The sequence below is a fragment of the Rhizobium sp. S163 genome (assembly GCF_030380805.1).
In the GTDB taxonomy this organism is placed as follows: Bacteria; Pseudomonadota; Alphaproteobacteria; order Rhizobiales; family Rhizobiaceae; genus Rhizobium.
In genome coordinates this window covers 41585-63382 of record NZ_JAUDSA010000037.1, presented here as the reverse complement: position 1 = coordinate 63382, position 21798 = coordinate 41585, and the positions used below count along the sequence as shown (strand labels likewise).

The following is a 21798-nucleotide window of genomic DNA, read 5'->3' as shown; positions in this document are numbered from 1 at the left end:
GATTCAATCAACTTTGGCTGGGGCCATCGCGACAGCAAGAGTGGTGGAGACCGAATAATCAACCAACTGAATACCGCCGTGCGAGCTTTATGAAGAGCTTCTTCAATCCGGGTTCGTCCACGCGATGTGACGCTTCTGAGGCGCTAACCCAAGCCAGCTCTCTCTGACCACGCTCAGGGAAAAACGATCTTGTCTCCCGTACCTTGATGAGATGGACCTGGACATCAGCAGGGACGGCATTGCCGTTCGCAAGCACCTTGCTGTACGCGAAGTTGCCGAAAGGTTTCATCCGAACCCTACCCTTCACACCCGCCTCTTCCCAGGCCTCCTGTTTGGCCGCTTTATGGCTGCTAAGGCCATTCATCGGCCAGCCTTTAGGGATAGTCCACCTTTTTGTCTCACGGGTGGTGATAAGAAGAACGTCTGGTTCGCCTTTGTCACTGATACGGTAGCATAGTCCGCCAACCTGTTTTAACCGGCGTTTTGGACGTGAGGGCAACGATTGACTTAGCAGTCGAGCAAGACCGGACATCCCATCTCCAATAGTGGATGTAGTGGAACCCGCACGAGCTGGGGTGTTGTGCGGGTTCCGGAGAAACATGCACTGCCTGCCGTAACGTCGCGAAGACATGATAGTTGCGACGGCGCTAATATGCGGGGGTGATGGTTACCGATTTGTTAACGAAAAACGAACTCGCTTAGCGAGGATGTTCCGTCGAACCGGAGAATGCCTGTCTGAAGCTCTCGCAATTGGTCGTATTTCCTGTCATGGAGCCAAACTCGAATTCCACGGGGGTAGGCAAAAAGCGGCCACACTCGAACGCCAGAGCGACTGAATAAGTGTCGCTGGACACCATTTGTCAGGCTTATGGATGCGGGCGTCGTGGTGAGCCACTTGAGATTGCGCTTTTGTCGGCTAGATCACCAACGATGATCGCAGCTTCTGGGTCCTCCAAACGGCGGTCCATTCGCGATGAGCTTGGATGACGGAGACGCGCATGCCTCACCTCGACACCCCGGACATTCGCATCGCTTTCGACGAAGGCGGATCGCAGCACGGCCATCCGGTTTTGCTTTTACATGGATGGCCAGATGACGCGTCGACGTGGAAGGCCGTCGCGTCCAAACTGCAAGGGCAGCGCCTGCGTCTGATTGCACCATGTCTCCGCGGCTTTGGCGCGTCCGTTTTCCGGAACAAGGAGGCACTTCGCACCGCCAACGGGGCCATTCTGGCATTGGATGCGATAGCGCTCATGGATGGTCTTGGTATCGAGCGGTTCTCCGTCGTCGGTCACGACTGGGGTTCGAACATCGCAGAAGCGTTGGCAATGGGCTGGCCGGCCCGTGTCGAGCGTATGGCGCTCCTGTCTTCGCTGCCGCGTATGGGCGGCCTAAAGACGCCGTCGTTTAAGCAAGCACAGCGCTATTGGTATCACTGGTTTATGGCGACGAAGCGTGGAGCCGAAGCGATCGCTAAGGATCCGCGGGGATTTGCTAGGATCCAGTGGGAAAACTGGGGGCCAGACGGATGGTTCGATGAAGCAACCTTCGACGCTGTCTCGAACTCCTTCGACAACCCGGACTGGGTTGCCGTCACGCTTCACAGCTACAAGGTGCGGTGGGGCGAGGCCGAACCGGATCCCATAAGCGTCTGGCTTGAAGACCGCATCCGGGACACGCGGTCGCTGTCTTTGCCGACGATCTACTTCCAGGGCATGGAGGACGGCGTTAATCCACCTGGTCTGTCCGAAGATTTGTATAAGAAATTCGACGGGCCCTTCGATAGGATCGTCCTCCAGAACGTCGGGCACTTTCCGCAGCGGGAGGACCCTGAAACGGTGGCAAGGGAACTTGCCCTGTTCTTGGGCCGATAGCCGTTCTCACGCGCCTCACGTAAGAACTCAGTTCGACTGCCGCGGGCATGATAGCGAGCCAGCATGGGCCACCGACGTCGTCGGCAGCCTTACTGTCGTGATAGATGGGTGGGATCGCCGTGACACCTTTGATACAACGGTTGACCGAAAGCCCGGTATCGACGCGGTACCCGTCATCAATCGGCCTCTCCACGCATTTGCAAGCGCTGCGGGACTGGGTTCTTGACGAAGCGGCCCCACACGCTGTCAATTGTCGGCGACGACAACATTGAAGACAGACAAATGGGCTCAGAGCAAAGTTTAATCTTCCATCTCATCGCGGACCCGATCGCTCAGTTCGCAATGATCGTCTTCCTGCTTGTTATCGCGAGATTTCTTGTCCGCGGAAGACCTACGCACCGCTTTCTGGTTCACATAGCCTTCTTTGCTGTCCTCACTGTGCTGCTAGTCGGTCACGACGTAGCCCCATGGACGACGGGCATCGTCGATGAGGACCTCACGCATCGGATGTTCATCGGCGTTGCAAAGGCGACATGGTGGGCCGGGGGCGCGATGGTGCTCGCGAGTTCTGTTCGTGTATACCTCATTTTCGAGCGAAAGCCCCGCGAAGGCCGCCTGCTTCAGGACCTTTTGGTAGCGGTGATCTATCTCGGTGCCGTGCTCTCGATCGTGGCTTTCGTGTTTGATCTACCGGTGCGAACGTTGATCGCTACATCCGGCGTGTTCGCGATCGTTTTGGGTCTGGCCCTTCAAAGCACGCTCAACGATGTCTTCTCCGGTATCGCGCTTAACCTGGGCAGGCCGTACGCAGTTGGAGACTGGATTGAGGTGGAGGGTGGCGTCCGCGGCCAGGTTGTAGAGACGAATTGGCGGTCGACCCACTTGCTCAGCGACACAAATGATCTCGTCGTCGTACCGAATAGCGCCCTCGCCAAGGCGACGTTGACGAACCTCACAGGTGCCGACTCCGTTCATGGATCCAAGATCGTCATTCGAGCGATGCCGACGCGGTCGCCAGCCGTTATAGAGGAGACCATGCGGACGGTGCTATTGAGCGCGAACTCCATTTTGAAGACGCCTCCACCATCTGTATCGATCACCGGCCTTGACGGATCCTCGGTCGAGATTGAACTGTCGTTCAAGGTCGCAAGTCTCGGACAGACTGGAGCTGCGAAAAACGAGATCTTCGATCTGGTTTACAGGCACACAAAGGCGGCTGGCATACAGCTTTCAGCACCTGCAAACGCGTTGGCGGAACCATATTTTTCTGACGCAACAAGCAAGCATCCTGGAACTCCCTGGCGGCTGCTTACCTCAATTGCCCTGTTTTCGGCACTGACAGAGGACGAAATGGAAACTGTCGCCAACAGTATGAAACGACTGACTTTCAAAGAGGGTGTCGTGATCGCTCCTCAGGACGCATCGATGACGTCTTTGATGATTATCCGAAGTGGGGTTGTGGCCATCGAAAAGGACGACGGTGCGGGAAGGAAGGAATTGACCAGATTGGCACCGGGGGATCTTTTCGGAGAACGCGGCGTCCTAATGGGAGCTCCAGAGCCGGCGGCGATGCGGGCGCTTACTCTAGTCGTCGTATACGAGATATCCAAAGATCATTTGGCGAGCGTGATGCATGACCGCCCGGCCTTGGTCGAGGAACTCAGCCAGCTTTTGGCGAAACGGGTTGAGACAGAAGAGCATCTGCGAGCCGACAGTCAAATCGTTTCTGGGGCACGCCCAGTTTCTCTGGCGGCACGGATACGGCACTTGTTCAGCGTGCCTGCCCACTGACCCCTGCAAGCCCCAGGACGGCACGCAGGATAATGCGATTTGCCCTCCCATGAGCAGCGCTCGCATTGATGGGAGGCTTCCGGTCCTCGATCCTCGAACATGGTGTGCTCGCCCCGCTCGATCTCCGCGCTTCTTCCGCCACCTCATCGAGGGCCGAAGCTGAGGTCATTACTGCCGGGCAAGCCGCCTTTAACCACTCAGTGCAGCGACAGCCGAATTTACCAAGTCCAACGGATCGCATCATTCGTTAACTTGCTCTGGGCCATTGTCCGGGTTCGCAGTGAAGGAGACCGCCTTGACAGATGATTTGCTAACCCGACACGTGGCCATGCGTGCATCGCCAGCGAATGGTGAAGCGGTGCCATCCAGGACAGATTTGCTCGATAGAATCAAAACACGAAGCGCAGGCAGTCACGTGCTGATGGTCGCGTTCGACCAGGGCATGTCGTGGGATATGCTGAGTGACGACATGGTTGATCGTGTCGAGTCTACCATCCTGGCCAGGCTGCGCCGTATCGTTGATCGTCAGGCGATTTACCGCGGTTCCCGAAACACCTTCCTCATTCTTCTGAACGAACCTGACGACGCCTCAGCAGTATCAACCGCTGAACACCTGGTAGAGGTCGTCAACCGTCCAATGCTCCTTGGCGGACAAGCAGTTCATGTGCGCAGCTCAGTCGGGATTGCCTCTATTGACGTGGATACTTCTGGCGAAACCACAATCCAACACGCAAGGATCGCCCTGATGGCAGCAGGCAAGGGATCGAGAGGCGGCGTGTCTACCTTCAGTTCCGCGATGCTCGAGGTTGTAGAGGCCCGTCGTGATCTGGAAGTGGATCTGCGTCGAGCAGTTTCTTTGAACGGATTTGAAGTGGTGTTCCAGCCGCAATTCAATATTTCGAACGGGCGTCTGGTTGGCTTCGAAGCATTGGTTCGTTGGGTGCACGAGAGGCGTGGACCAGTGTCGCCCGCGGTGTTCATTCCCCTCGCAGAGGATCTCGGCTTGATCCAAAGCATTGGCTCATGGGTCCTTCGACAAGCCTGTCTTGTTGCGAGTGGATGGCCCTCAGGTATGTCCGTCTCAGTCAACGTGTCTCCTGCACAACTCGAGGATGGCGACTTTGAAGGTGTGGTAAAAAGCGCTTTAGAGGCCGCGCAGATCAAACCAGAAAGACTGGAGCTCGAAGTGACGGAGGGTGTCCTCCTGCCGAATGACAGCACCGTAATATCTCTGATCGATCGCCTACGCCGAGTTGGGGTCCGTCTCGCACTGGACGATTTCGGAACGGGCTATTCCTCACTGGCATATTTACAGCGTTTCTCGTTTGACAAACTCAAGATCGATCAGGCATTCGTGAGATCGGCGCCGTCAAAAGCAAACCAAGCCATCCTAAAGGCGGCGATTGGTATCGCGCAAGCATTGGATATGGAAACGATCGCCGAAGGTGTAGAGACTGAGCAACAGCTAGCGCTTGTCCGCGAAGCCGGCTGCTCCCTAGTTCAAGGATATCTAACAGGACGTCCGATGGCTGCCGAGGATGCTACACGGATCGCAAACAGCAGCGAGGCCGAAGATGATTTATAGACTCGTTTATTATAGTCGGAATCCAGAATCCGAACTCGGTCACAATGAGATCGACGCCATTTTGCGCATCAGCCAGCGCAACAACGAGGAGGCTGGGGTTACGGGCGCCTTGATGTTCGATGAAGGATTTTTTGCACAGGTGCTTGAGGGCTCGCAGGCTGCCGTCGAAGAAACTTTTGAGAGGATTCAGATGGATCCAAGACATTGCGATGTTCAGATTGTCGACTTCGCGCCAGTGCTAAATAGGACATTTGCTCGTTGGGCAATGACCTATGTAGGGTCCAATGTCACCAGGTCGACGAGCGCGGTGGTCGACGCGAGCAGTTTCAATCCGCGGTCATTTTCCGGTCAGGAACTCTTCCAAAAAGTTGCAAGTTTAGTTTTTGGCGGCCGCAGCGACTAGCCATATCCGTGTAAGCGCAAAAGAAACGCGAAACCGGTGCGGCCACGGCGTAACCTCAAGCATGCCGAATAAACGGAGTAGAGAGACAGGCTGATGACTGGTCTGCCGGCGACACGTCGCGCATCGGCGTCATGAGAAACGCGCGAAGGCGGTTTCAATACTGCGGGCAAAATCTTGATCAGAAATTGGTCGAAAATTTGGCCTGACGGAGGAGGACAGAAGACCGTTTCGGCAGTCACGATTGTCATCCCAGCCTGGATGATCCAAAATGGGGTAGAGACACACTCCTTCCAACGGAACGCCTGCTGCGATCGCCGCAGAAGCTTCATCAGCTACGTACTGGATCCACGATGCTCTCCGGTTCCCTTCGATACCAGTTTCGGCTATCAGGATCGGACGGCCATAACGGGCGTATGTCTCTAAGAGAATGTTGCGAAGCGGTTTGTACCGTCTGTGCCCGATATCGATCGGAGGCCCTCCGTGGATCCATTGGTTGTTAAAGTAATAATTGACGCCAACGATATCCAGATAGTCAGCTCGGCCTCCGATCTGTGGCCAAATCCTGCCTTCGATTAAATCCCAACCTTGAAACTGTGCAAGCCGGTGGCCTTCGGCGGCGGCAGTTTCCCACGGGCGCTCGCGATCGGCGACGACGTTGATAACCGGATCGCAGTGGACAAAACGGGCGCGTGCATCGACCTCTCGGATCGCGTCCATGGCCGCGATTGAGGCGCGTGCTAACTGAACCTTCAACTCAAACCCACGATGTCTCGAGAAAGGATTCAAGTACGCGGCGTCGCCTCCACCCCATGCAAAGAACGAAATCTCGTTCACTGGGCAGTAGAACGGAACCAGATCGGTTTCATCTCGCACGACATCGGCACATGCTCCGGCAAATTTTGCGAAACGCTCGACGAATTTCGGCGACCAGATGTCCAGATCGTCAGGCCAACCATAGTGGAGCAGATCCCAAATGACCTGTGTACCCGAGAGTGATGCCGCCCTCAGCATTGAGCGAACGCTCGACCAATCGTAGCTGCCGGCTCTATCAATCAGGTGCCATCGGAACCCGTCGCGGACCGTTTTTATCCCGAACTCCTGTAGTCGCAGATAGTCTTGGTAGGCGTGGTCCTCGTGCTGTGTAGCGTGGATGATATCCAGACGACGCCCGTGCGGTTCCCCTTCCCTTTGCCGCAGACGATGGGTCGAGCATTCAAAGCCGCCTTGCAAGAAGGATTTGAAAATCTTTTTGGGACGCCCGGCCTGCCGTTCGAGCAAAACGTCCGAGAACAACTTCTCCCACAGCGGTATTACAGCCGAAACGCTGTAGCGCTCCTCGATCTTCAGCCTCAGCTGCTGACCCAGGCGTTTGCGCTCATCTCTATCTTTGATCAATTTTTGAATGCCAACCGCAACTGCTCCCACATCTCCGTGCGGAACCAAAATGCCGGAGACTCCATCCTCAATCTGCTGCAGAGCACCGTTGTCAGGCGTTGCGATGACCGGAAGAGATGCAGCGCCTGCCTCTGCGATCACGTGGGGCATTCCCTCGCCCTTGGAAAGCCAGACGAAGATATCCATTGCTGACAGGAGATCCGGGACGTCCGTCCGGTCTCCAAGGAAGGTCAACCTTGTACCGAGACCGAGCGCGGTTGCACGCTGACGGAGCTCAACAGCGTAATCGGGGTGAAAGGCGTCAGGGCCGCCGACGACGATAAATTTTGCAGTTGGGCACCTTCCCTGAAGTGACGCCGCCGCATCGATGAAGTCGTCGACGTTCTTTTTGGGGTCCAGTCTTCCCACCCAGCCGATAAGGACCTCGCTTTCGTCTATCCCGAGCACCGATCGAACCGCGCTACGTCGACCGTTTCCGAACTCGCTGAGATCGACCATAGAGGGAATTTCGACTGCATGGGACTCGCGTCCAGGCATTCGGGCTGCAGCCGCCTCGGTGATTGTGCGACACACACCAACGTAACGCGAAGTGAAATGCTTTGGCCCTGCCTCGGCTTCAGATACCAGCCCTCCATGCTCGATTAGCGGAGGGCGCAGTTTAAGCCTCTCCAAGGCAGGGTATATGTCGGCGACGTTCTGGCAGGAGACGACGAGATCATATGCCGGCACCTTCCCGGCGAGGTAAGCGACCGTGTCATCGAATGAGAGATCGTAAGGTGTTGTGTCGACGTGTACGCCGAGCGCTTCAAGTTGCTGGTGTGTTTGTTCCGGCATCCCAGGTTTACGAAAGCACGCGACGACATCTATCTTGTACCGATCAGGATCTAGGTTGGCTGCAAGAAGACGAACCTCCGTCTCCTCGCCGCCGACGACGAGCCAGGCGAATACAAATAGAATTCGTGTAGGCGATTTATCGTCACCGATCATAGGTCAGCCTGAAAGACGATCTGGATAAAGTCCGGTCGGTTGTCGATCAGACTTCGCAGGAACAAGGGGCCATCCGACATCGGCACAATATCGGTTATCAGATGGTCTCTGATAGCCCGGCCATCGCAACGGAGTACGTCGACCGTATTCGCCGCCAGGCGGCGCCTGTCCCAACTCGCAGAGAGCCCCCGTGGCACTCTGTTGATTTGAGCGCATTTGATGCTCAGGCCGTTGTGATGGAATTCCTCTCCAAGTCTTAGATCAGGAGAACCGGCCTGATAAAAAGCAAGATCGATGACGACACCTTGGGGCCGCAATGCTTTCATCGCGAGATGCAGGCTCTCAGCGCTGGCTCTTGTCTGGAACACAATGTCGGCACCCCGACCCATGGTCCCGTCGTGCCATCTCGCCTTAGTGTATTGCCACGCCTCGTCATCGGTGAGCGCGACGAATCCCAAAGCTTCGGCCCTGGCGCGTCGGAATGACGACGGGTCGGTGATCACCACTTCAGACGCCCCCGCTTTCCGGGCGAGTAGAGCCGTCATGAATCCGACGGGCCCTCCGCCGCAGACAAGCACGGGACGTCCAGCGATGCTCGCGCCGAGCGATGGAACATGGGATCCAAACACTTCGGCATCGGCGTGAAGGATACCGTTGGCGGCAATTGGACCCATTTGGGCGGCGAAGACCCCAAGAACCGGGTCGACGTCATCTGGGAGTGGGATCAGCGTTTCGTGATAAGGGTCTGCGGTATGACCGCTTTTATGGCCATAAGTCCCACAAATAATCTGTCCATCTCGGAAACCCGCGGCCCTGGATTCGACCACTTTCGCCACCTCCATGTAGCCGAGGAAGGGGACCGGGTAATGAAGATCGGGCTCGCTTCGCAAGAAAACGCCGCGCTGACCGTCGAAGCGAGAATGGAAGTACGGGTTGGTATTCTTGAGGAACGTTAGTTCCGTGCCCGCTGACAGTCCCGTATAAAGCGTCTCCAGCCTGACTTGTCCGTCCGGCGTCGGTCCTTCCTCGTATTCAAAAAAATAGGCTTCCAACGGACCTTTGACGCCGAGAGATCGGACTAACCGGTGACCAGCCGGCAAAGGCTGATCCAGATCATCGACCTGTTCAGATTGAAGCGGCGGCAAGGTGCTGCGATTGAATGCCGCAGGCTTCAACCTCACAGCATCGCCGCTATTTGCCGACGCAACAACGGCGAGAGCAAGCCGGTGCGTGATAAGCGCGTCGCCGTAAGGGCAACGGATGTTGTTCGGCCCCCCTGCTACCGCATCGATGAAATCCCTATCTTCTCTCCAGACCGGGTCGCCAACGGCTGCGCGAACTGGGCGACCCCGACCGACATCAACCATGATCTCATGATCGTTTAATTCGATTGCCAGTTTGTCTGCGAAGATGTGGAGACCTACCCTATGGCTCCAGCCAAGCAAACAGGTTGATGAGATATTGGCCAATACTCCTGTCTCGAAGGTTAGGTTGGCTGTAGTCACCGTTGGAACGTCAAGGCCAGGGAAATCCCCACGGTCCAAATGGCCCGTCCTGCCGTAAACCTCAGTGACTTCGCCGATAAGAAACCGGGCAAGGTCAAGGAGGTGTGTCGTTTGCTCGACCATCTGCCCGCCGGACTGCTCTTCTTTCCACCACCACTGAGGAGGCGGCGTCGAATCGAGCCAATACCCCGAAAGGAGCTGCGCTGGATTGTCTTTGAGTAACTCGCGCGCTTCATCGACGATATCCAGGTATCGCCAATGGTAGCCCACGCCGGTGACCAGACCTGCGGCGCTGACCTTGTGTGCGATCTCTTCTGCAAGCTTGATGTCTCTCGTCAGTGGCTTCTCGACGAAAAACGGAATGCTCCGCTCAATCAATTCAAACTCCGCGTCGCCATGAGCAAACGGTGGAATGCAGATATAGACTGCATCCAAATCCTCGGCGTCGAGCATCTCTCTATGCGCTTTGTAGGATCTGGCGCCAAAGCGAGAGGCGGCCGAGACCGCGCGATCAAGGTCCGGATCGCAAAAGGCAACAAGTTCAGTGTCTTTAAAGGTCGCAAGAACGTTCAGGTGACGTTGCGCGATACCGCCAACACCGATGAAACCGAGGCGCGTTTTTGTCATCATGTTACCCTTCGAGCTTTGAGAGCCTGCGTGGCGACCGTAGACCTCGGCGGTCTCACTAACCATGCGGGAGGCAGTGAAATGGCGTCCGTACCGTTCCCGACCGGCTTCGCTAGCTGTCTCCAATCGGTCAGCATCTTGGAGCGCCCGAATGACGACCTCAGCAATGGAACTTTCTTTCCCCGGCTCAGCGAAATACTCATACTCTTCACCCAATGCCTCGACGCTTCCGCCAATTCGGGTCGCTACGACCGGCAATCCGACCGACATGGCTTCGAGAACAGCTAGGGGGAGCCCCTCGAACTGCGATGGGAGAATGAAGACATCCGCTGCCAGCATCAGGTCAGCGACGTCGGCTCTCGATCCCAGAAAACGGACAAGCGATGTCAGACCGAGATCCTCGACAAGAGCTTCCAAATTTGACTGCTCCTCCCCCGTTCCCACGAGGAGAAGAATGGCCGACGGGACCGCTGCTAAGATCGTGGGGAAAGCCTTGATGAGGGACGCATGGTCCTTTTGAGCGGAAAGGCGCGCAACTGTCAGCAGAACAATCTTCCCCGCAATCGCAAGTTCTTCATCAATCGAGCCCGAGGGTCTGGTCGGTGTCATAGGCTGAACGCCATTCCTGACAACGGTGATGCGATCGCTGGAGACCCCTTCGGCTAGGTAGCTTGCCTTAGAAGCTGCGGAGACCACGATGTGTTGGGAGATGCGTTCCGTGGCTGCGCGGTAGCGTTCTTTTTGCTTCGGATCTGTCAGCAAGTATGGGAGATGCTCGGTCCGGATAACGGGGATGTTGCAATCGATTCCGGCCGAGGAAAGTTCATGGCCTTCCCATCCTATTCCAGCGTGGACGTGCAACAGATCAACGCCGGCGCGCTGCAACCAGTCGCGAAACTCCACATCATCTCTCGCCAACTTTACCCTCAGGCCGCGGCGAGCCGCCCGCGGGAGTAAGCCAGTCCGGTCGTCACCAACGACCGCGAATGTTACGTCAAACGTCTCTTGCAAGCCTTGTCCGAGGTCGAGCATGTGCTTCCCCAACCCCGACGGCTCTAGGCTGTCTGTGGCGATAACCACGCGTTTGGCGTCAGACATGGAGTTCTTCTCGTGCGACCGCGTGTTCCACCAAGGCGCTCATCTTTGCGAACGTCTTGTCCCAAGACGACTCGGAAAGCTTTTCATCGATCACGGCACGCCAGGCCGGATCGCCGGGATCCATTCGACAAGCCTCATCGCAGGCTGCAGCGAAGTGTTCGGCTCCGTCCACGAGAAAGACCCCCTGTACTTTGCTGTAGCCCGACACGACATCTGCGATACGCGTGCTAACGACTGGAACGCCGGCGGCAAGATATTCAGGGGTCTTGGTGGGACTAATATAGCGGGTGGCATCGTTGTGCGCGAATGGCATCAAAGCTGCTCGCCAGCCGCTTAGATATGCTGGAAGCTCATGGTAGCTTTTTCGACCGAGATAATGAAGGTTCGCTCGTTTAGGCAGGTCCGACGGTGAGATCTTCACGACGGGACCCACGAAGACGAACGAAAAGTTCGGCCTCATTTTCGCGACTTCGTCTACCAGCTCCAAGTCAATCCGCTCATCAATTACGCCAATATAGCCGAGGCGCGGCAAGCCGATCGAGGTCTGGTCATTCGGCGTGTCATTACGGGCTCTCGCCGAGCCGAAGTGTGTGACATCGACACTCGACGGAAAACAGTGGACGTTGGTGTGACGATTGCTTTTGGCTTCGAAAAGGCTCTTTCCGCCAGTGAACACCACATCCGCCCGGCTCAACAGCGAACCCTCTGCATCCTTAAGTGCGGGTGGTGCAAACTTGAAATTTGCGAGTTCATCCATGCAGTCGTAGACAACCGCATCCGCGTCGACATGACGGGCAAAGGAGAACATCAAAGGGGTGTAAAACCACAAAATCGGCTTGGCTCCGCAAAACGAAGCGATCACCTCATCGAGCAGCCGCGACAGAGTAGCTTCCCGTTCAGCTTCTGACCACCAATGCGGGATGCGCGGTCGGATCGCTTTAACTGCCGTTCCCTCGAAACTATGGACTTCGAAATATGCCAAATGGTGGTCGGTTGGAATGAACTCTTCAAAAAAAATGACCAGCCGATCGCAAGAGAATCTTTCCATCAGATGCTGCGGTCGTTGAACCACAAAGTCCCAACGAAGATGGGAGAAACAAACTATCGGTGAGCGATGATCAAGCGCCTTGAAAGCCGTCACAAGATTCATGCCAAATCCCCACGCTACGTTGCGTTAGTGAACCTGCATTTATGACGATGGTTCCTTGCTCCCAAAAATAAGATGCCCCCTCGGATTCGACTTGATAGCGTGTGCAAGTTTCTCGATCGAGGAGGGCCAAAGCCAGTTTTCACAGACGGTCTGTCTTGGTGAAAAATCACTCACTCTCGAGAGCATTTCGACGATGCCTTGGGAGAACAGAGCACCGTCGACAGCCAAGCCAGTTTCACGCGTGATGTACTGAAGCCCGCAGGCAAGTTTACTGTTCGCTAGCACCGGAATTCCTGCGAGCATGTATTCCGTAAGAATAGCTGGCGCCCCATCGTCCACACCACAGACCACTCCAATCCTCGATTGGTTCATGTATCTGTTGACGTCGTCGTAGCCGACGCCAGGTGGTCCGATGAATTCTACATCCAGACCGAGCTCCGATGTTTGGGCTCTGAAGGCGTCGACCAACTCTCCATAACCGCAAACACATAGTGCTTTAAGCGGCATGGGAACTTTTGCCAACGCTTCGAAGAGCAGGTCGTGGCGTTTGTATGGTTGTGCGGCGGCCACATAAATGACGTCATAGACCTTTTCCAGGTCCAGTGGTCTGAACATCGTCTCGGACGCGAATTCTGGTCCAATGGGCAGCACCAGTGTCGCCATGCCGGGATGGACGCGTTGAACTTCCTCAGACTGCCAATCGGCGCCAGTCAGCACGAGATCAAAATGTCTGCTTACCTCGGGCGGGATCCGCAGCGCTGGCGCATCGATCGAATTATAAATCTTAAAGCTCTCACTGCAGGCGCGCATGATTTCCTCGTCGACGCCGAGGCCCCACACACATAAAAAGTCTGGTGCGCCAAAAGCGGCTATATAGCCCACCATGTCGTTCGAGGCGAACGGAGCCATTGGACCATTCATTCTGAATGACCTGCGCCTCAGTGGTCCACTGCCACGTGTAGCAAGAGATGGCTTTGGATCTCTACTATGGGTCCAGATCTCGGCGCTATCGACAAGTCCTGATCGCAAGAAAGCAAGTGGGAGACGCTCTATATAGCTGCCCTCTACATCGAACTTTTCACTTGGTTCCGCTTCAAAACCTTTCCCCCGAATGCCAAGTGCCTCCCATATGGCTTGGAAATCCGCAGCCGAAGGAAGCGCCACGTCCTGGAAGCATCCCTCCTGGTAGTCGCTGATGACCACAAGCCGGCGTCTTGCGTGGCCGAGAGAGTCATTCATGCCGTCTGCCTTTGTTGTCGGAACCGGCTGCCGTTGCGAAAAGGCTCTCGAGGAACGGCAAGCGTTCATCGGTCTCGGCCCGCCCGTCGAACAGAATCCTCCTGCCTTTAACACTTGCGCTTGCCGATCTTTTCCACTCTGCCAGTATCGAAGCATCTGCGTGTTTGTGAAATTCGATTGCAGTTCCTTCTGGTCCTGCAAGGACCGATGCAATACCGATACGACCGGCTTGCGCTCGCAGACGAGCCGATCGAAGCAACGTCACCACCGGGTCGGTGGGTTCTCCGAAACGATCCAACATCTCTTCTTCCAACTCGTCAAACTCTTCCGACAATTTCATCTTCAGGAGACGGGTGTAAAAGCTTAGCCTCACCGTTGCATCGGGAACATAATCGCAGGGGATGAAGCCGGTTACGCCGACCTCGAAATCAGGAAGATGAGGTAACGCCGCTTTTCCCCCGCGAAGCGAGCTTACAGCTTTTGCGAGAAGCTCCCGATAGAGATCAGTTCCGAGAACCTTAATGTGCCCTGCCTGCTCCTCGCCTGCTACGTTACCAGCGCCACGCAGCTCAAGATCATTCATTGCTACGTCGGCTCCTGAGCCCAGACGATCGAACTTGAGCAGTGACGATAAACGCTGGCGACTATCATCATTTGCCTCCTCGCCCATCTCGGTCAACAGATAGGCGAGCCCTTGAGACCGGCCTCTTCCAACGCGGCCCCGCAATTGGTGAAGCTGTGCCAGACCAAATCGGTCAGAACGCCAGACAAAGATCGTATTCGCGCGGGAGACATCGAGACCACTTTCAATAATATTGGTTGACAATAGGATGTCGGCCTCGCCTTCGGAAAAGCGGACAACCGCATCTTCCATCTTATCGATCGCCATCTTGCCGTGCGCGACCAAAACTGCGAGTTCAGGTACTATCTCCGAAAGCATTGCCTGGAGCGGGCCGATATCGGCAATTCGTGGGGCGACGAAGAAGGATTGTCCGCCACGACGCCTTTCACGCAGCAAAGCTGCACGGATCGTCGGCGTGTCGGTATGTAGGATGAAGGTCCTTACCGGGCGGCGACGAGATGGTGGCGTTGTGAGCAAGCTCACATCTTGAACGCCGATGAGCGCTGTTTGCAACGTGCGGGGGATGGGAGTTGCAGATAAGGCCAGAACGTGGATGTTTGGCGAAAGGGACCGCATTGCAGCTTTGTCAGCTGCGCCGAAACGATGCTCTTCGTCGATAACAACCAATCCCAGCTTCTGGAAGATCACGTGCTCCCCCAGGATTGCATGGGTCGCAATAACAATGTCGATTGTGCCGGCCGCAATCGCGTTGAGCGTGTTTGTGACCTCCTCCCATTTCACTGCGCGTGAAAGTAGGCCGACCCTCAGACCGGCCTTCGCAAATCTCTTCTTAAACACATCATAATGTTGTCTGGCCAGAACAGTCGTCGGCGCTACCACTGCCACTTGCCTATTGCACATCGCAACGGCCGCCGCAGCTCTCAAAGCAATCTCCGTTTTTCCGAATCCGACATCACCGCAGATCAAACGATCCATAGGGCGGCCACTCCCCAGATCGGTTAGACAATCATCTATCGCGATTATCTGGTCGGTCGTGAGACTGTAGGGAAAGCGCGCGACGAAATTTTGATACCTGTCTTCCGGCGGAGCCAGTGGTTCCGATTTTGTCTCGGAGCGTCTTCGGGCAACGTCAACCAGATGTTTGGCTGCCGACAGTATATCCCGCTCCAGGTCTTCCCGTTTCTTCTTCCATCCCTTTGTGTTGAGACGATCCAGAGTTACCGATGAGAACTCGCCGCCGTATCGCCACAGGAGACCGAAGTCTTTCATGGGTACGATGATCGAAGCACCCCCATAAAATTCGAGCCGCACTGAATCAAACTCTACGCCATCGACGACGGTGGTTTCGATTGCGCGCAAGATCGCAATCCCGTGTTCTTCGTGGACAACAACGTCACCAATCTGGAGATCGGGCGTTCGCAGAATTGACCTGGCGACGTCGCGTTGGTTGCCGATCGGTGGCCCAAGAATGTCATGGCAAGTCACCACAATCAAATCTCGCCTATGATCTACATACCCTTGTGTCCACGGGATCCTTCCGCTTCGCACAACCGGTGCTCCATCCAAGAGCCCTTGCCAAGTCGTCGTAGGAACGACGTTCGTGTTCATCGATTTTCTCAACCGATCCGTCAATCGGCTCAGCTGTGGTTCGTCTCCGACTATCGCAAGGGAAGTGCCCGCTTTAGCGGCACTGTTGACAAGCTCTGTCAGAGCTTTGAACCCTTTTCGACCTATCGTCAGGGGGGAAAAGCCCTCTATGTTTAACAGTGACCAGCCCGGCGACGAGCGCGCGTTGTCCCAAGATACTCGGTCAAGGTAGAGTGCGCGCTGCGTTACGGTTGCGCCTGAGGATATTCGCGCATCCTCTATGATATCGAGATACTCGTCTACCCTAGTGTCTACTTCTTGCTCTATCAAGAAAACGGCGGGTTTTAGAACGTCGAAAACTGATCGGAGTTCGCTGTAATTTCCAAGAATTTGAGCATGAGCGGTTTGGCCGTTGAATGTTTCGTCGAGCTTTTTTCCGGGGGCCAATATGATCTCGGAAGCTGGCCCAAATACCATCGTTTGGACACTTGCTTGCGTGCGCTGTGTCACTGGATCATAAAACCAGAGTTCCTCTACGATACCAACATCATTCAAATAGCATCGCATTGGAAGGTTACCGCCGGCAGGAAATATATCAACGACGTCCTTAAGGATTGCCACCTCACCTGGCTCGTCAACGATGCCATCAACTGTGTAACCTGTATGCGAGAGGAAAGCTTCGAACGAAGAAACATCAAACCGGCTGCCGACCGTGACCTCGAAGTAGGCCGACTGGATAACTTTTTCAGGTGGGACGCGCTGCAGCATGGCTTCAAGCGATGTCACACACAATCGCCCACCTCGATCCGTCGCCAACCAGTCGCGTAGGGCATCCATTCTCATCCCCATTGCAGCTCGCGATGGCGGTACTCTGTCATACGGTAGACAGTCCCAGGCGGGTAGATAAACGAATTTGTTTGCGAACGAGATGCAGTTGCATGCCTCGACTATACGCTTTGCACGTCCGTCCGAGCGGGCGATGAAGACAATGTCGTCGCGGGTGTCGGCTCCGACATGGCGAGCAAGTTCGCTAGCGACGAAGGAGGAATTCGCAGCGGTATCGGGACTTGGAAAAACTGTCATCAAGGTGAACCATGTATCGAGGGCGGAGGAATGGCGGTAGTCAACGATGGTCGCGTGACTAGGTTCCGAACGGAGCGATGACAGCCAGATCAACGCCGCGAAGTTTTTCCATGGGCCAAAACCAACCTCCGCGGCATCCTACATCGGTCGCGGAAAAGAAGGTTTAGTTTCGTATTCTGAGTGCCCATCACGAGCCGGCGTGGGGGCAAAGGCAAAGGTCTCTTATTCTCGCCCATTGAAATCGATCTGGCGGTAAGCGGTTTTAGCGGGCAAGTCAGAGCGCTGGCGTTACCGGAACTCTCCAGATAGACGCAAGTTTAGAATAAAGTCGCCACGGTTTCGTCCCTTGTCCGCCTTGGCGACCGGCGAAGGGATGGCTCTTGCTGATCCTTCGCCGCCACCCCACGGTCTACCATGTTTCACCATCGAGGGGTTTTAGGCAGCGGGACGCGCGACGACGGACTGGTGGATTTACGTCATTGCCACGAGAAGCGAGCGAAGTCCTTCAACGATGCGTTCGTGACCCCGAACGAAGCCTGGCGGGATGACTGGGCCGCGTTGGCGCGAAGTTCCTCACCGCGCTCCTGGCACATTGCATAGTCGTTAAGACCCCGCATTGCGACCACCGGCGCTAGTACGGCGACCGCGCCAATATCGTTCGCAGTTTTGCAATCAACTTCAGGGGCTTGGAACCAAATGCCGAGGACGAGGTTATCGGTGCGCACTCACGACCCCGTGATCGAGAAGGGACCTCCAATGACCGACCCAGTTTCCACCGTCTCCCATGTTCATACGCGGGACGACAACCCGTACCTCAACGCGGCCTTGAACAAGGTGTCGTGGGGCGCCATCTTCGCAGGTGTCGCAGTCGCACTCGTCGTCCAGCTTCTTTTGAATCTGCTTGGCGCCGGCATTGGTGCCGCAGTCATAGATCCCGCTGCGAGTGACAATCCTTCCGCCACAACGCTATCCGTCAGCACTGCTGTCTGGTTCGTCGTGAGTGGCCTGATTGCCTCGTTCGTCGGCGGCTACATCGCGAGCCGGCTGTCTGGCCGCCCGGTCCGGTCGACCGGCGCGCTGCACGGCGTGGCTTCTTGGGCTGTCACGACACTTGTCGTCGTCTACCTGTTGACGACATCGGTTGGCGCGCTTGTCGGCGGCGTATTCTACGGTCTCGGTGGTATCGTGTCGAGCGCAGGCTCTACGATTGCGACTGCTGCCACGACTGCCGCCCCTGCCCTCGCTACGGCCACGGATCCGATGGCGAGCATCGAGCGCAATGTTCGTGATGCCAGTGGCGGCAACGATCCGGCGGCCCTGCGGGATGCAGCGGTAGCGTCGGTGCGAGCTGCCCTGACAGGCGACGAGGCAAAGGCTGAAGAAGCCCGCAATCGCGCCGCAGATGCGATCGCCAAAGCTCAGAACGTCCCCGTCGACCAGGCAAAGCAGCAGGTTGCCCAGTACGAACAGCAGTACAAGGACGCCGTTGCGCAGGCAAAGCAGCAGGCGACTGAAGCAGCACAGGTCGCTGCGACCGCGTTCTCAGCAGGCGCTATTCTGGCATTCATCGCTCTGGCCATCGGCGGCATTGCTGCCTGGATCGGTGGAGCCGTGGGTACCACCCATCTCGTTCGCGATCAGGATGTTTACGTCACCCGCTGATCGCATTCCAAGGAGACATTTTATGAGCATTTTCGACCGCATCAAGCACGCCATCTTCGGCGAAGCCCACGCATCCCAATCGAGCGGCAGGGCATCTCTCCCGACCGAACAATCGCCCTCCTCGCCTAAACCTGCGCAGTCTGCGCCATCACCATCGGCATCCGCTCCCGCTTCATCCGCGGCTCCAACCGGAACCGCGACGCCCGGAAGCACTTCTCCGTCGACAGGCCAGATGGTGTCGTCCGCTCGACAGCAATCCGCGACAGTCGAGTCGTCGACGACTGCCTCCAGCCAACCAATCGACATCGAGCCCATCCTCAACGAAGCAGTGAATAAGTCCGGCCAGAAGCTCGACTGGCGGCATTCGATCGTCGACCTGATGAAGGCGCTCGGCATGGACGCCAGCCTCGAAGAGCGCAAGGAACTTGCACAGGAACTTGGCTATTCGGGCGACGTTCACGACAGTGCAAAGATGAACATGTTCCTTCACAGGGCACTCATGAAGAAGCTTTCGGAGAACGGCGGCAAGGTTCCGGCCAATCTCCTCGACTGATCGAGCCAACATCTCATCAATAAAAAGGAGACATACAATGGCTACCACCAAGACCCTCGACGACCTCTTCCTTGATACGCTCAAGGATATCTACTTCGCGGAGAAGCAGATCCTGAAGGCGCTACCCAAGATGGCCCGTGCCGCTGAATCCGAAGAAGGCAAGGCTGGTTTCCTCCAGCACCGCGACGAGACCCAGGGCCAGATCGAACGCCTCGAGCAGGTTTTTGAACTGGTTGGAAAGCCAGCGCGTGGCAAGACCTGCGAAGCCATTCAGGGGATTATCGCCGAGGGCGAAGAGATTATAGAGGAGTTCAAGGGTTCTCCCGCTCTCGACGCTGGACTGATCTCGTCGGCCCAGGCCGTCGAGCATTACGAAATCGCACGTTACGGCACTTTGATTTCGTGGGCTGGCCAGCTCGGTCTCAAGGACGCCGTTCCGCTTCTGCAGGCAAACCTTGAAGAAGAGAAGGCCACCGACGAGAAGCTCACCGCGCTCGCCGAAGCACAGGCAAATGCCAAGGGCGAAGGCAAGTCGAGCAAGCGAGCCTGATCTTCCGGACGCGAATCTTGGTGGGTTTGCGTCCCATTTTAACGAAGGAGCAAAGTCCATGATGAGCGGACCCATGAAAGCGCTTCTCGGTGCCCTGGTTGTCGCCGGATATCAGAACCGCGACAAGATCGCCGAGATCCTTCGAGGTATCCAGAATCCTCAGTCGGCGAGCGGCGACCATACCGGAAAAACTGCGCCAAACGCGCAATCTTCCGGCGGACTCGGCGGCATCTTCGGAGGCCCTGGTGGCCTCGGCGATCTTCTGGGCGGCCTGACGACTGGCGGAATCCTTAGCGGCGGCATTGGTGATCTATTGAAGACGTTCCAGCAGAATGGTCACGAGGAAAAGGCACAGAGCTGGGTGAAGCCTGGCCCCAATGCACCGATCGAAATCGGCCAGCTATCCGAGGCTCTCGGCCCTGACGTTATCAACGAACTCGCTGCCAAGACGGGCCTCTCACCGCGGGAAATTCTTGACCGCTTGAGTCGGGATCTCCCGACTGCGGTGGATGATCTCACCCCGAATGGGAACGTGCCAGACGCGGAGGACAACTTCCTGAATTCAGCAAGCGCCGCGACCATTAGGGGCGGCACTCAAGCCTAGCAACAACGGAGGATGTTATGCCAGATCCAAAGAAATCGCCTGCAGTGCGGTCGATGTTGGATGAACAAGCCAAGCGCGAGGGTGCCCGCGAGGATGAACTCGACAAGAGCCTGGAAGACACGTTCCCAGCATCGGATCCCGTGTCAGCTACCACTACTTCTATCCCCGCCGGACGAGTTGATCCTGACCAGGCCGGACGCACGGCCGGAGATCGCATGGGTGGCGACAATAACTATCCGCTCGTCGATGCCGCTCTTTCACCAACAGGCGAGAGATCGAACGAATTTGATCCCCGAGCGCCTCGCGACGGTCTTGATGCTCTTCGGCGTGACGCCAGCCGCGTCAGCGATTCCGTCTCTGAGATCACGGAGGGCGGCGTCGATCTCGTCAAATCGGAAGTTCGTGGGATCAGGAGCGACGTCGAAACCAGGATCCGCGAACGCCCGCTTACAGCAGTGGGTATTGTCGCCGCCCTCGCCTACCTTTGGGGCGCGACGCGGTAGGATCAGGACTGGTGGAACGACGCCTCTAGGCCACTCATGCTATTTTTCTTCAATACTCGCTCCCACGAAGGCGACGAAACTGACGACGAAAGCCTTGAGACGTCGCAATCGACGAGCCTGAAGAGACTGCTCGGGAGATGGTCGCCGAGCGGGTCACGCAGCGGGAACGGATCGACGGCACACGCTTCGAGATCTCAGATGAACAAGGAAACGTGCTCGCAACCGTCCCGTTCAAGGATGTCGTCCAGATCGACTAGGACTGTGACCTCTTCGATCCCGATCTCGCTGGGAATTCCTGAAGATCTATCAGCACGAGAGCCTCCAGCTCGCGGCAAATATCTGCGTATTCACTGGCCAGTTCGGAGTTCTGGTCGTTCCGGAAGCCGTCGAGAGCGGCGGCCGCAAGCTCGTAAATCTCGAACAGCTCGTCGAGAACGATCGAGCTCTTGGCCAAGGCGACAAGCTGTCCTCGGTGATCAGGCAGCTTGAGCATTAAACGCGACAGCCCTCTTCGCGACGCCGGGTCGATGTGATGAAGCTGCCGATGCGCGGTCATTGACTTTGCCTTCCATAGAGGTGGAGATACTATTGACGCCATGGGCAGCTTTCAATCGTTGAAAAGGACCGCGACACGTCGAGAGGTGTCAGTGAACGGCATCGGACGATGGCGCATTGACCCGCGTTCCCGCGACCCCGGCGTAGTCCGCGATAAGAATTGCCGCGAGCATCTCGACCGAACGGCATCCGTTAGCATACATTTCGATGGCTACGTCGCACAAAAATGAAGACGCATGATCGTCCCAGGGAACTCCGTAGTGCCGATACCACGCGCTAACGGCCTTCGAGATCAGGACGTGATCTTCCGAAACATTACACATGGAGACCTCGATGATGCTGATGGGAAATGGTCGCCGGGAAACGTTCGGCGGCGTCGCTGGTTCCCGGAAAGCTGTCCCCTTCACTACGGCCACCGGCCGTTTGCAGGCGCGACCACAATCACTAGGAGTGTCAGGTCGCTG

16 protein-coding genes and 1 pseudogene are annotated in these 21798 nt (G+C 56.4%); 9 read left to right on the top strand and 8 right to left on the bottom strand.

The window, feature by feature from the left end; all coding sequences use genetic code 11:
• Positions 1 to 58: 58 nt before the first annotated feature.
• Complete coding sequence (locus tag QTL96_RS27225; RefSeq protein ID WP_113199485.1) at positions 59 to 532, bottom strand: NUDIX hydrolase; 474 nt, start codon at positions 530 to 532, stop codon at positions 59 to 61.
• A 466-nt stretch (positions 533 to 998) separates the two neighbouring features.
• Here QTL96_RS27225 and QTL96_RS27220 point away from each other — a divergent pair, with 466 nt between their 5' ends.
• The 4 genes from QTL96_RS27220 to QTL96_RS27205 all read left to right on the top strand — a co-directional run bounded on the left by QTL96_RS27220 (position 999) and on the right by QTL96_RS27205 (position 5653).
• Entirely contained in the window at positions 999 to 1874 is an 876-nt protein-coding gene (locus QTL96_RS27220) for an alpha/beta hydrolase (protein ID WP_289729910.1), read from the top strand.
• Between the two features lie 282 nt (positions 1875 to 2156).
• On the top strand, positions 2157 to 3665 hold the full coding sequence (locus QTL96_RS27215) for a mechanosensitive ion channel family protein (protein ID WP_289730162.1): 1509 nt from the start codon (positions 2157 to 2159) through the stop codon (positions 3663 to 3665).
• Positions 3666 to 3960: 295 nt separating this feature from the next.
• Positions 3961 to 5250: a bifunctional diguanylate cyclase/phosphodiesterase gene (locus tag QTL96_RS27210; RefSeq protein ID WP_289729909.1), complete on the top strand. Its 1290-nt coding sequence runs from the start codon at positions 3961 to 3963 to the stop codon at positions 5248 to 5250.
• Positions 5240 to 5653: a BLUF domain-containing protein gene (locus tag QTL96_RS27205; protein ID WP_289729908.1), complete on the top strand. Its 414-nt coding sequence runs from the start codon at positions 5240 to 5242 to the stop codon at positions 5651 to 5653. Before QTL96_RS27210 ends, QTL96_RS27205 begins: the two co-directional genes overlap by 11 nt.
• A gap of 129 nt (positions 5654 to 5782) precedes the next feature.
• On the opposite strand, the gene QTL96_RS27200 is transcribed toward QTL96_RS27205, so the two are convergent.
• The 5 genes and pseudogenes from QTL96_RS27200 to QTL96_RS27180 form a co-directional block, all read right to left on the bottom strand.
• Entirely contained in the window at positions 5783 to 8032 is a 2250-nt protein-coding gene (locus QTL96_RS27200; protein ID WP_289730161.1) for a glycosyltransferase family 4 protein, read from the bottom strand.
• Positions 8032 to 11265 (bottom strand): glycosyltransferase, encoded by a 3234-nt coding sequence (locus QTL96_RS27195; RefSeq protein WP_289729907.1) that lies wholly within the window; start codon positions 11263 to 11265, stop codon positions 8032 to 8034. The genes QTL96_RS27200 and QTL96_RS27195 overlap by 1 nt, the downstream gene beginning before the upstream one ends.
• Positions 11266 to 11275: 10 nt before the next feature.
• Positions 11276 to 12313 (bottom strand): annotated as a pseudogene (locus QTL96_RS27190) (glycosyltransferase); the annotation flags it as partial.
• A 141-nt stretch (positions 12314 to 12454) separates the two neighbouring features.
• The gene (locus QTL96_RS27185) at positions 12455 to 13654 is read right to left on the bottom strand and encodes a glycosyltransferase (RefSeq protein WP_289729906.1); all 1200 of its coding nucleotides are present in this window, start codon (positions 13652 to 13654) and stop codon (positions 12455 to 12457) included.
• Positions 13647 to 16661: a DEAD/DEAH box helicase gene (locus QTL96_RS27180; protein WP_289729905.1), complete on the bottom strand. Its 3015-nt coding sequence runs from the start codon at positions 16659 to 16661 to the stop codon at positions 13647 to 13649. Before QTL96_RS27180 ends, QTL96_RS27185 begins: the two co-directional genes overlap by 8 nt.
• Positions 16662 to 17663: 1002 nt before the next feature.
• Here QTL96_RS27180 and QTL96_RS27175 point away from each other — a divergent pair.
• Genes QTL96_RS27175 through QTL96_RS27155 form a run of 5 tightly spaced genes read left to right on the top strand, consistent with a single transcriptional unit; the run spans position 17664 to position 20779 of the window.
• Positions 17664 to 18569 (top strand): PhnA-like protein, encoded by a 906-nt coding sequence (locus QTL96_RS27175; RefSeq protein ID WP_289729904.1) that lies wholly within the window; start codon positions 17664 to 17666, stop codon positions 18567 to 18569.
• A gap of 22 nt (positions 18570 to 18591) precedes the next feature.
• Positions 18592 to 19122, top strand: a complete 531-nt coding sequence (locus tag QTL96_RS27170; RefSeq protein ID WP_289729903.1) for a DUF3597 domain-containing protein — start codon at positions 18592 to 18594, stop codon at positions 19120 to 19122.
• A 37-nt stretch (positions 19123 to 19159) separates the two neighbouring features.
• Positions 19160 to 19672: a ferritin-like domain-containing protein gene (locus QTL96_RS27165; RefSeq protein ID WP_289729902.1), complete on the top strand. Its 513-nt coding sequence runs from the start codon at positions 19160 to 19162 to the stop codon at positions 19670 to 19672.
• A gap of 58 nt (positions 19673 to 19730) precedes the next feature.
• Positions 19731 to 20276, top strand: coding sequence for a YidB family protein (locus tag QTL96_RS27160; RefSeq protein WP_289730160.1), 546 nt, complete (start codon positions 19731 to 19733; stop codon positions 20274 to 20276).
• 17 nt (positions 20277 to 20293) lie between these two features.
• A complete protein-coding gene (locus QTL96_RS27155) occupies positions 20294 to 20779 on the top strand; it encodes a hypothetical protein (RefSeq protein ID WP_289729901.1) in 486 nt (161 codons plus the stop codon).
• A gap of 253 nt (positions 20780 to 21032) precedes the next feature.
• Here the strand turns inward: QTL96_RS27155 and QTL96_RS27150 are convergent, their stop codons facing one another.
• Both QTL96_RS27150 and QTL96_RS27145 read right to left on the bottom strand, forming a co-directional pair.
• Positions 21033 to 21335, bottom strand: a complete 303-nt coding sequence (locus tag QTL96_RS27150; RefSeq protein ID WP_289729900.1) for a hypothetical protein — start codon at positions 21333 to 21335, stop codon at positions 21033 to 21035.
• A gap of 88 nt (positions 21336 to 21423) precedes the next feature.
• Complete coding sequence (locus QTL96_RS27145) at positions 21424 to 21657, bottom strand: hypothetical protein (RefSeq protein WP_289730159.1); 234 nt, start codon at positions 21655 to 21657, stop codon at positions 21424 to 21426.
• Positions 21658 to 21798: the final 141 nt, after the last annotated feature.

Bases quoted from the DNA above. Each gene is read 5' to 3' on its own strand.
- QTL96_RS27165 (WP_289729902.1), top strand. From the start codon at position 19,160: ATGGCTACCACCAAGACCCTCGACGACCTCTTCCTTGATACGCTCAAG.
- QTL96_RS27220 (WP_289729910.1), top strand. From the start codon at position 999: ATGCCTCACCTCGACACCCCGGACATTCGCATCGCTTTCGACGAAGGC.
- QTL96_RS27180 (WP_289729905.1), bottom strand. From the start codon at position 16,661: ATGGATGCCCTACGCGACTGGTTGGCGACGGATCGAGGTGGGCGATTG.
- QTL96_RS27155 (WP_289729901.1), top strand. From the start codon at position 20,294: ATGCCAGATCCAAAGAAATCGCCTGCAGTGCGGTCGATGTTGGATGAA.
- QTL96_RS27170 (WP_289729903.1), top strand. From the start codon at position 18,592: ATGAGCATTTTCGACCGCATCAAGCACGCCATCTTCGGCGAAGCCCAC.
- QTL96_RS27145 (WP_289730159.1), bottom strand. From the start codon at position 21,657: ATGTGTAATGTTTCGGAAGATCACGTCCTGATCTCGAAGGCCGTTAGC.
- QTL96_RS27195 (WP_289729907.1), bottom strand. From the start codon at position 11,265: ATGTCTGACGCCAAACGCGTGGTTATCGCCACAGACAGCCTAGAGCCG.
- QTL96_RS27225 (WP_113199485.1), bottom strand. From the start codon at position 532: ATGTCCGGTCTTGCTCGACTGCTAAGTCAATCGTTGCCCTCACGTCCA.
- QTL96_RS27215 (WP_289730162.1), top strand. From the start codon at position 2,157: ATGGGCTCAGAGCAAAGTTTAATCTTCCATCTCATCGCGGACCCGATC.
- QTL96_RS27185 (WP_289729906.1), bottom strand. From the start codon at position 13,654: ATGAATGACTCTCTCGGCCACGCAAGACGCCGGCTTGTGGTCATCAGC.
- QTL96_RS27175 (WP_289729904.1), top strand. From the start codon at position 17,664: ATGACCGACCCAGTTTCCACCGTCTCCCATGTTCATACGCGGGACGAC.
- QTL96_RS27150 (WP_289729900.1), bottom strand. From the start codon at position 21,335: ATGACCGCGCATCGGCAGCTTCATCACATCGACCCGGCGTCGCGAAGA.
- QTL96_RS27160 (WP_289730160.1), top strand. From the start codon at position 19,731: ATGATGAGCGGACCCATGAAAGCGCTTCTCGGTGCCCTGGTTGTCGCC.
- QTL96_RS27205 (WP_289729908.1), top strand. From the start codon at position 5,240: ATGATTTATAGACTCGTTTATTATAGTCGGAATCCAGAATCCGAACTC.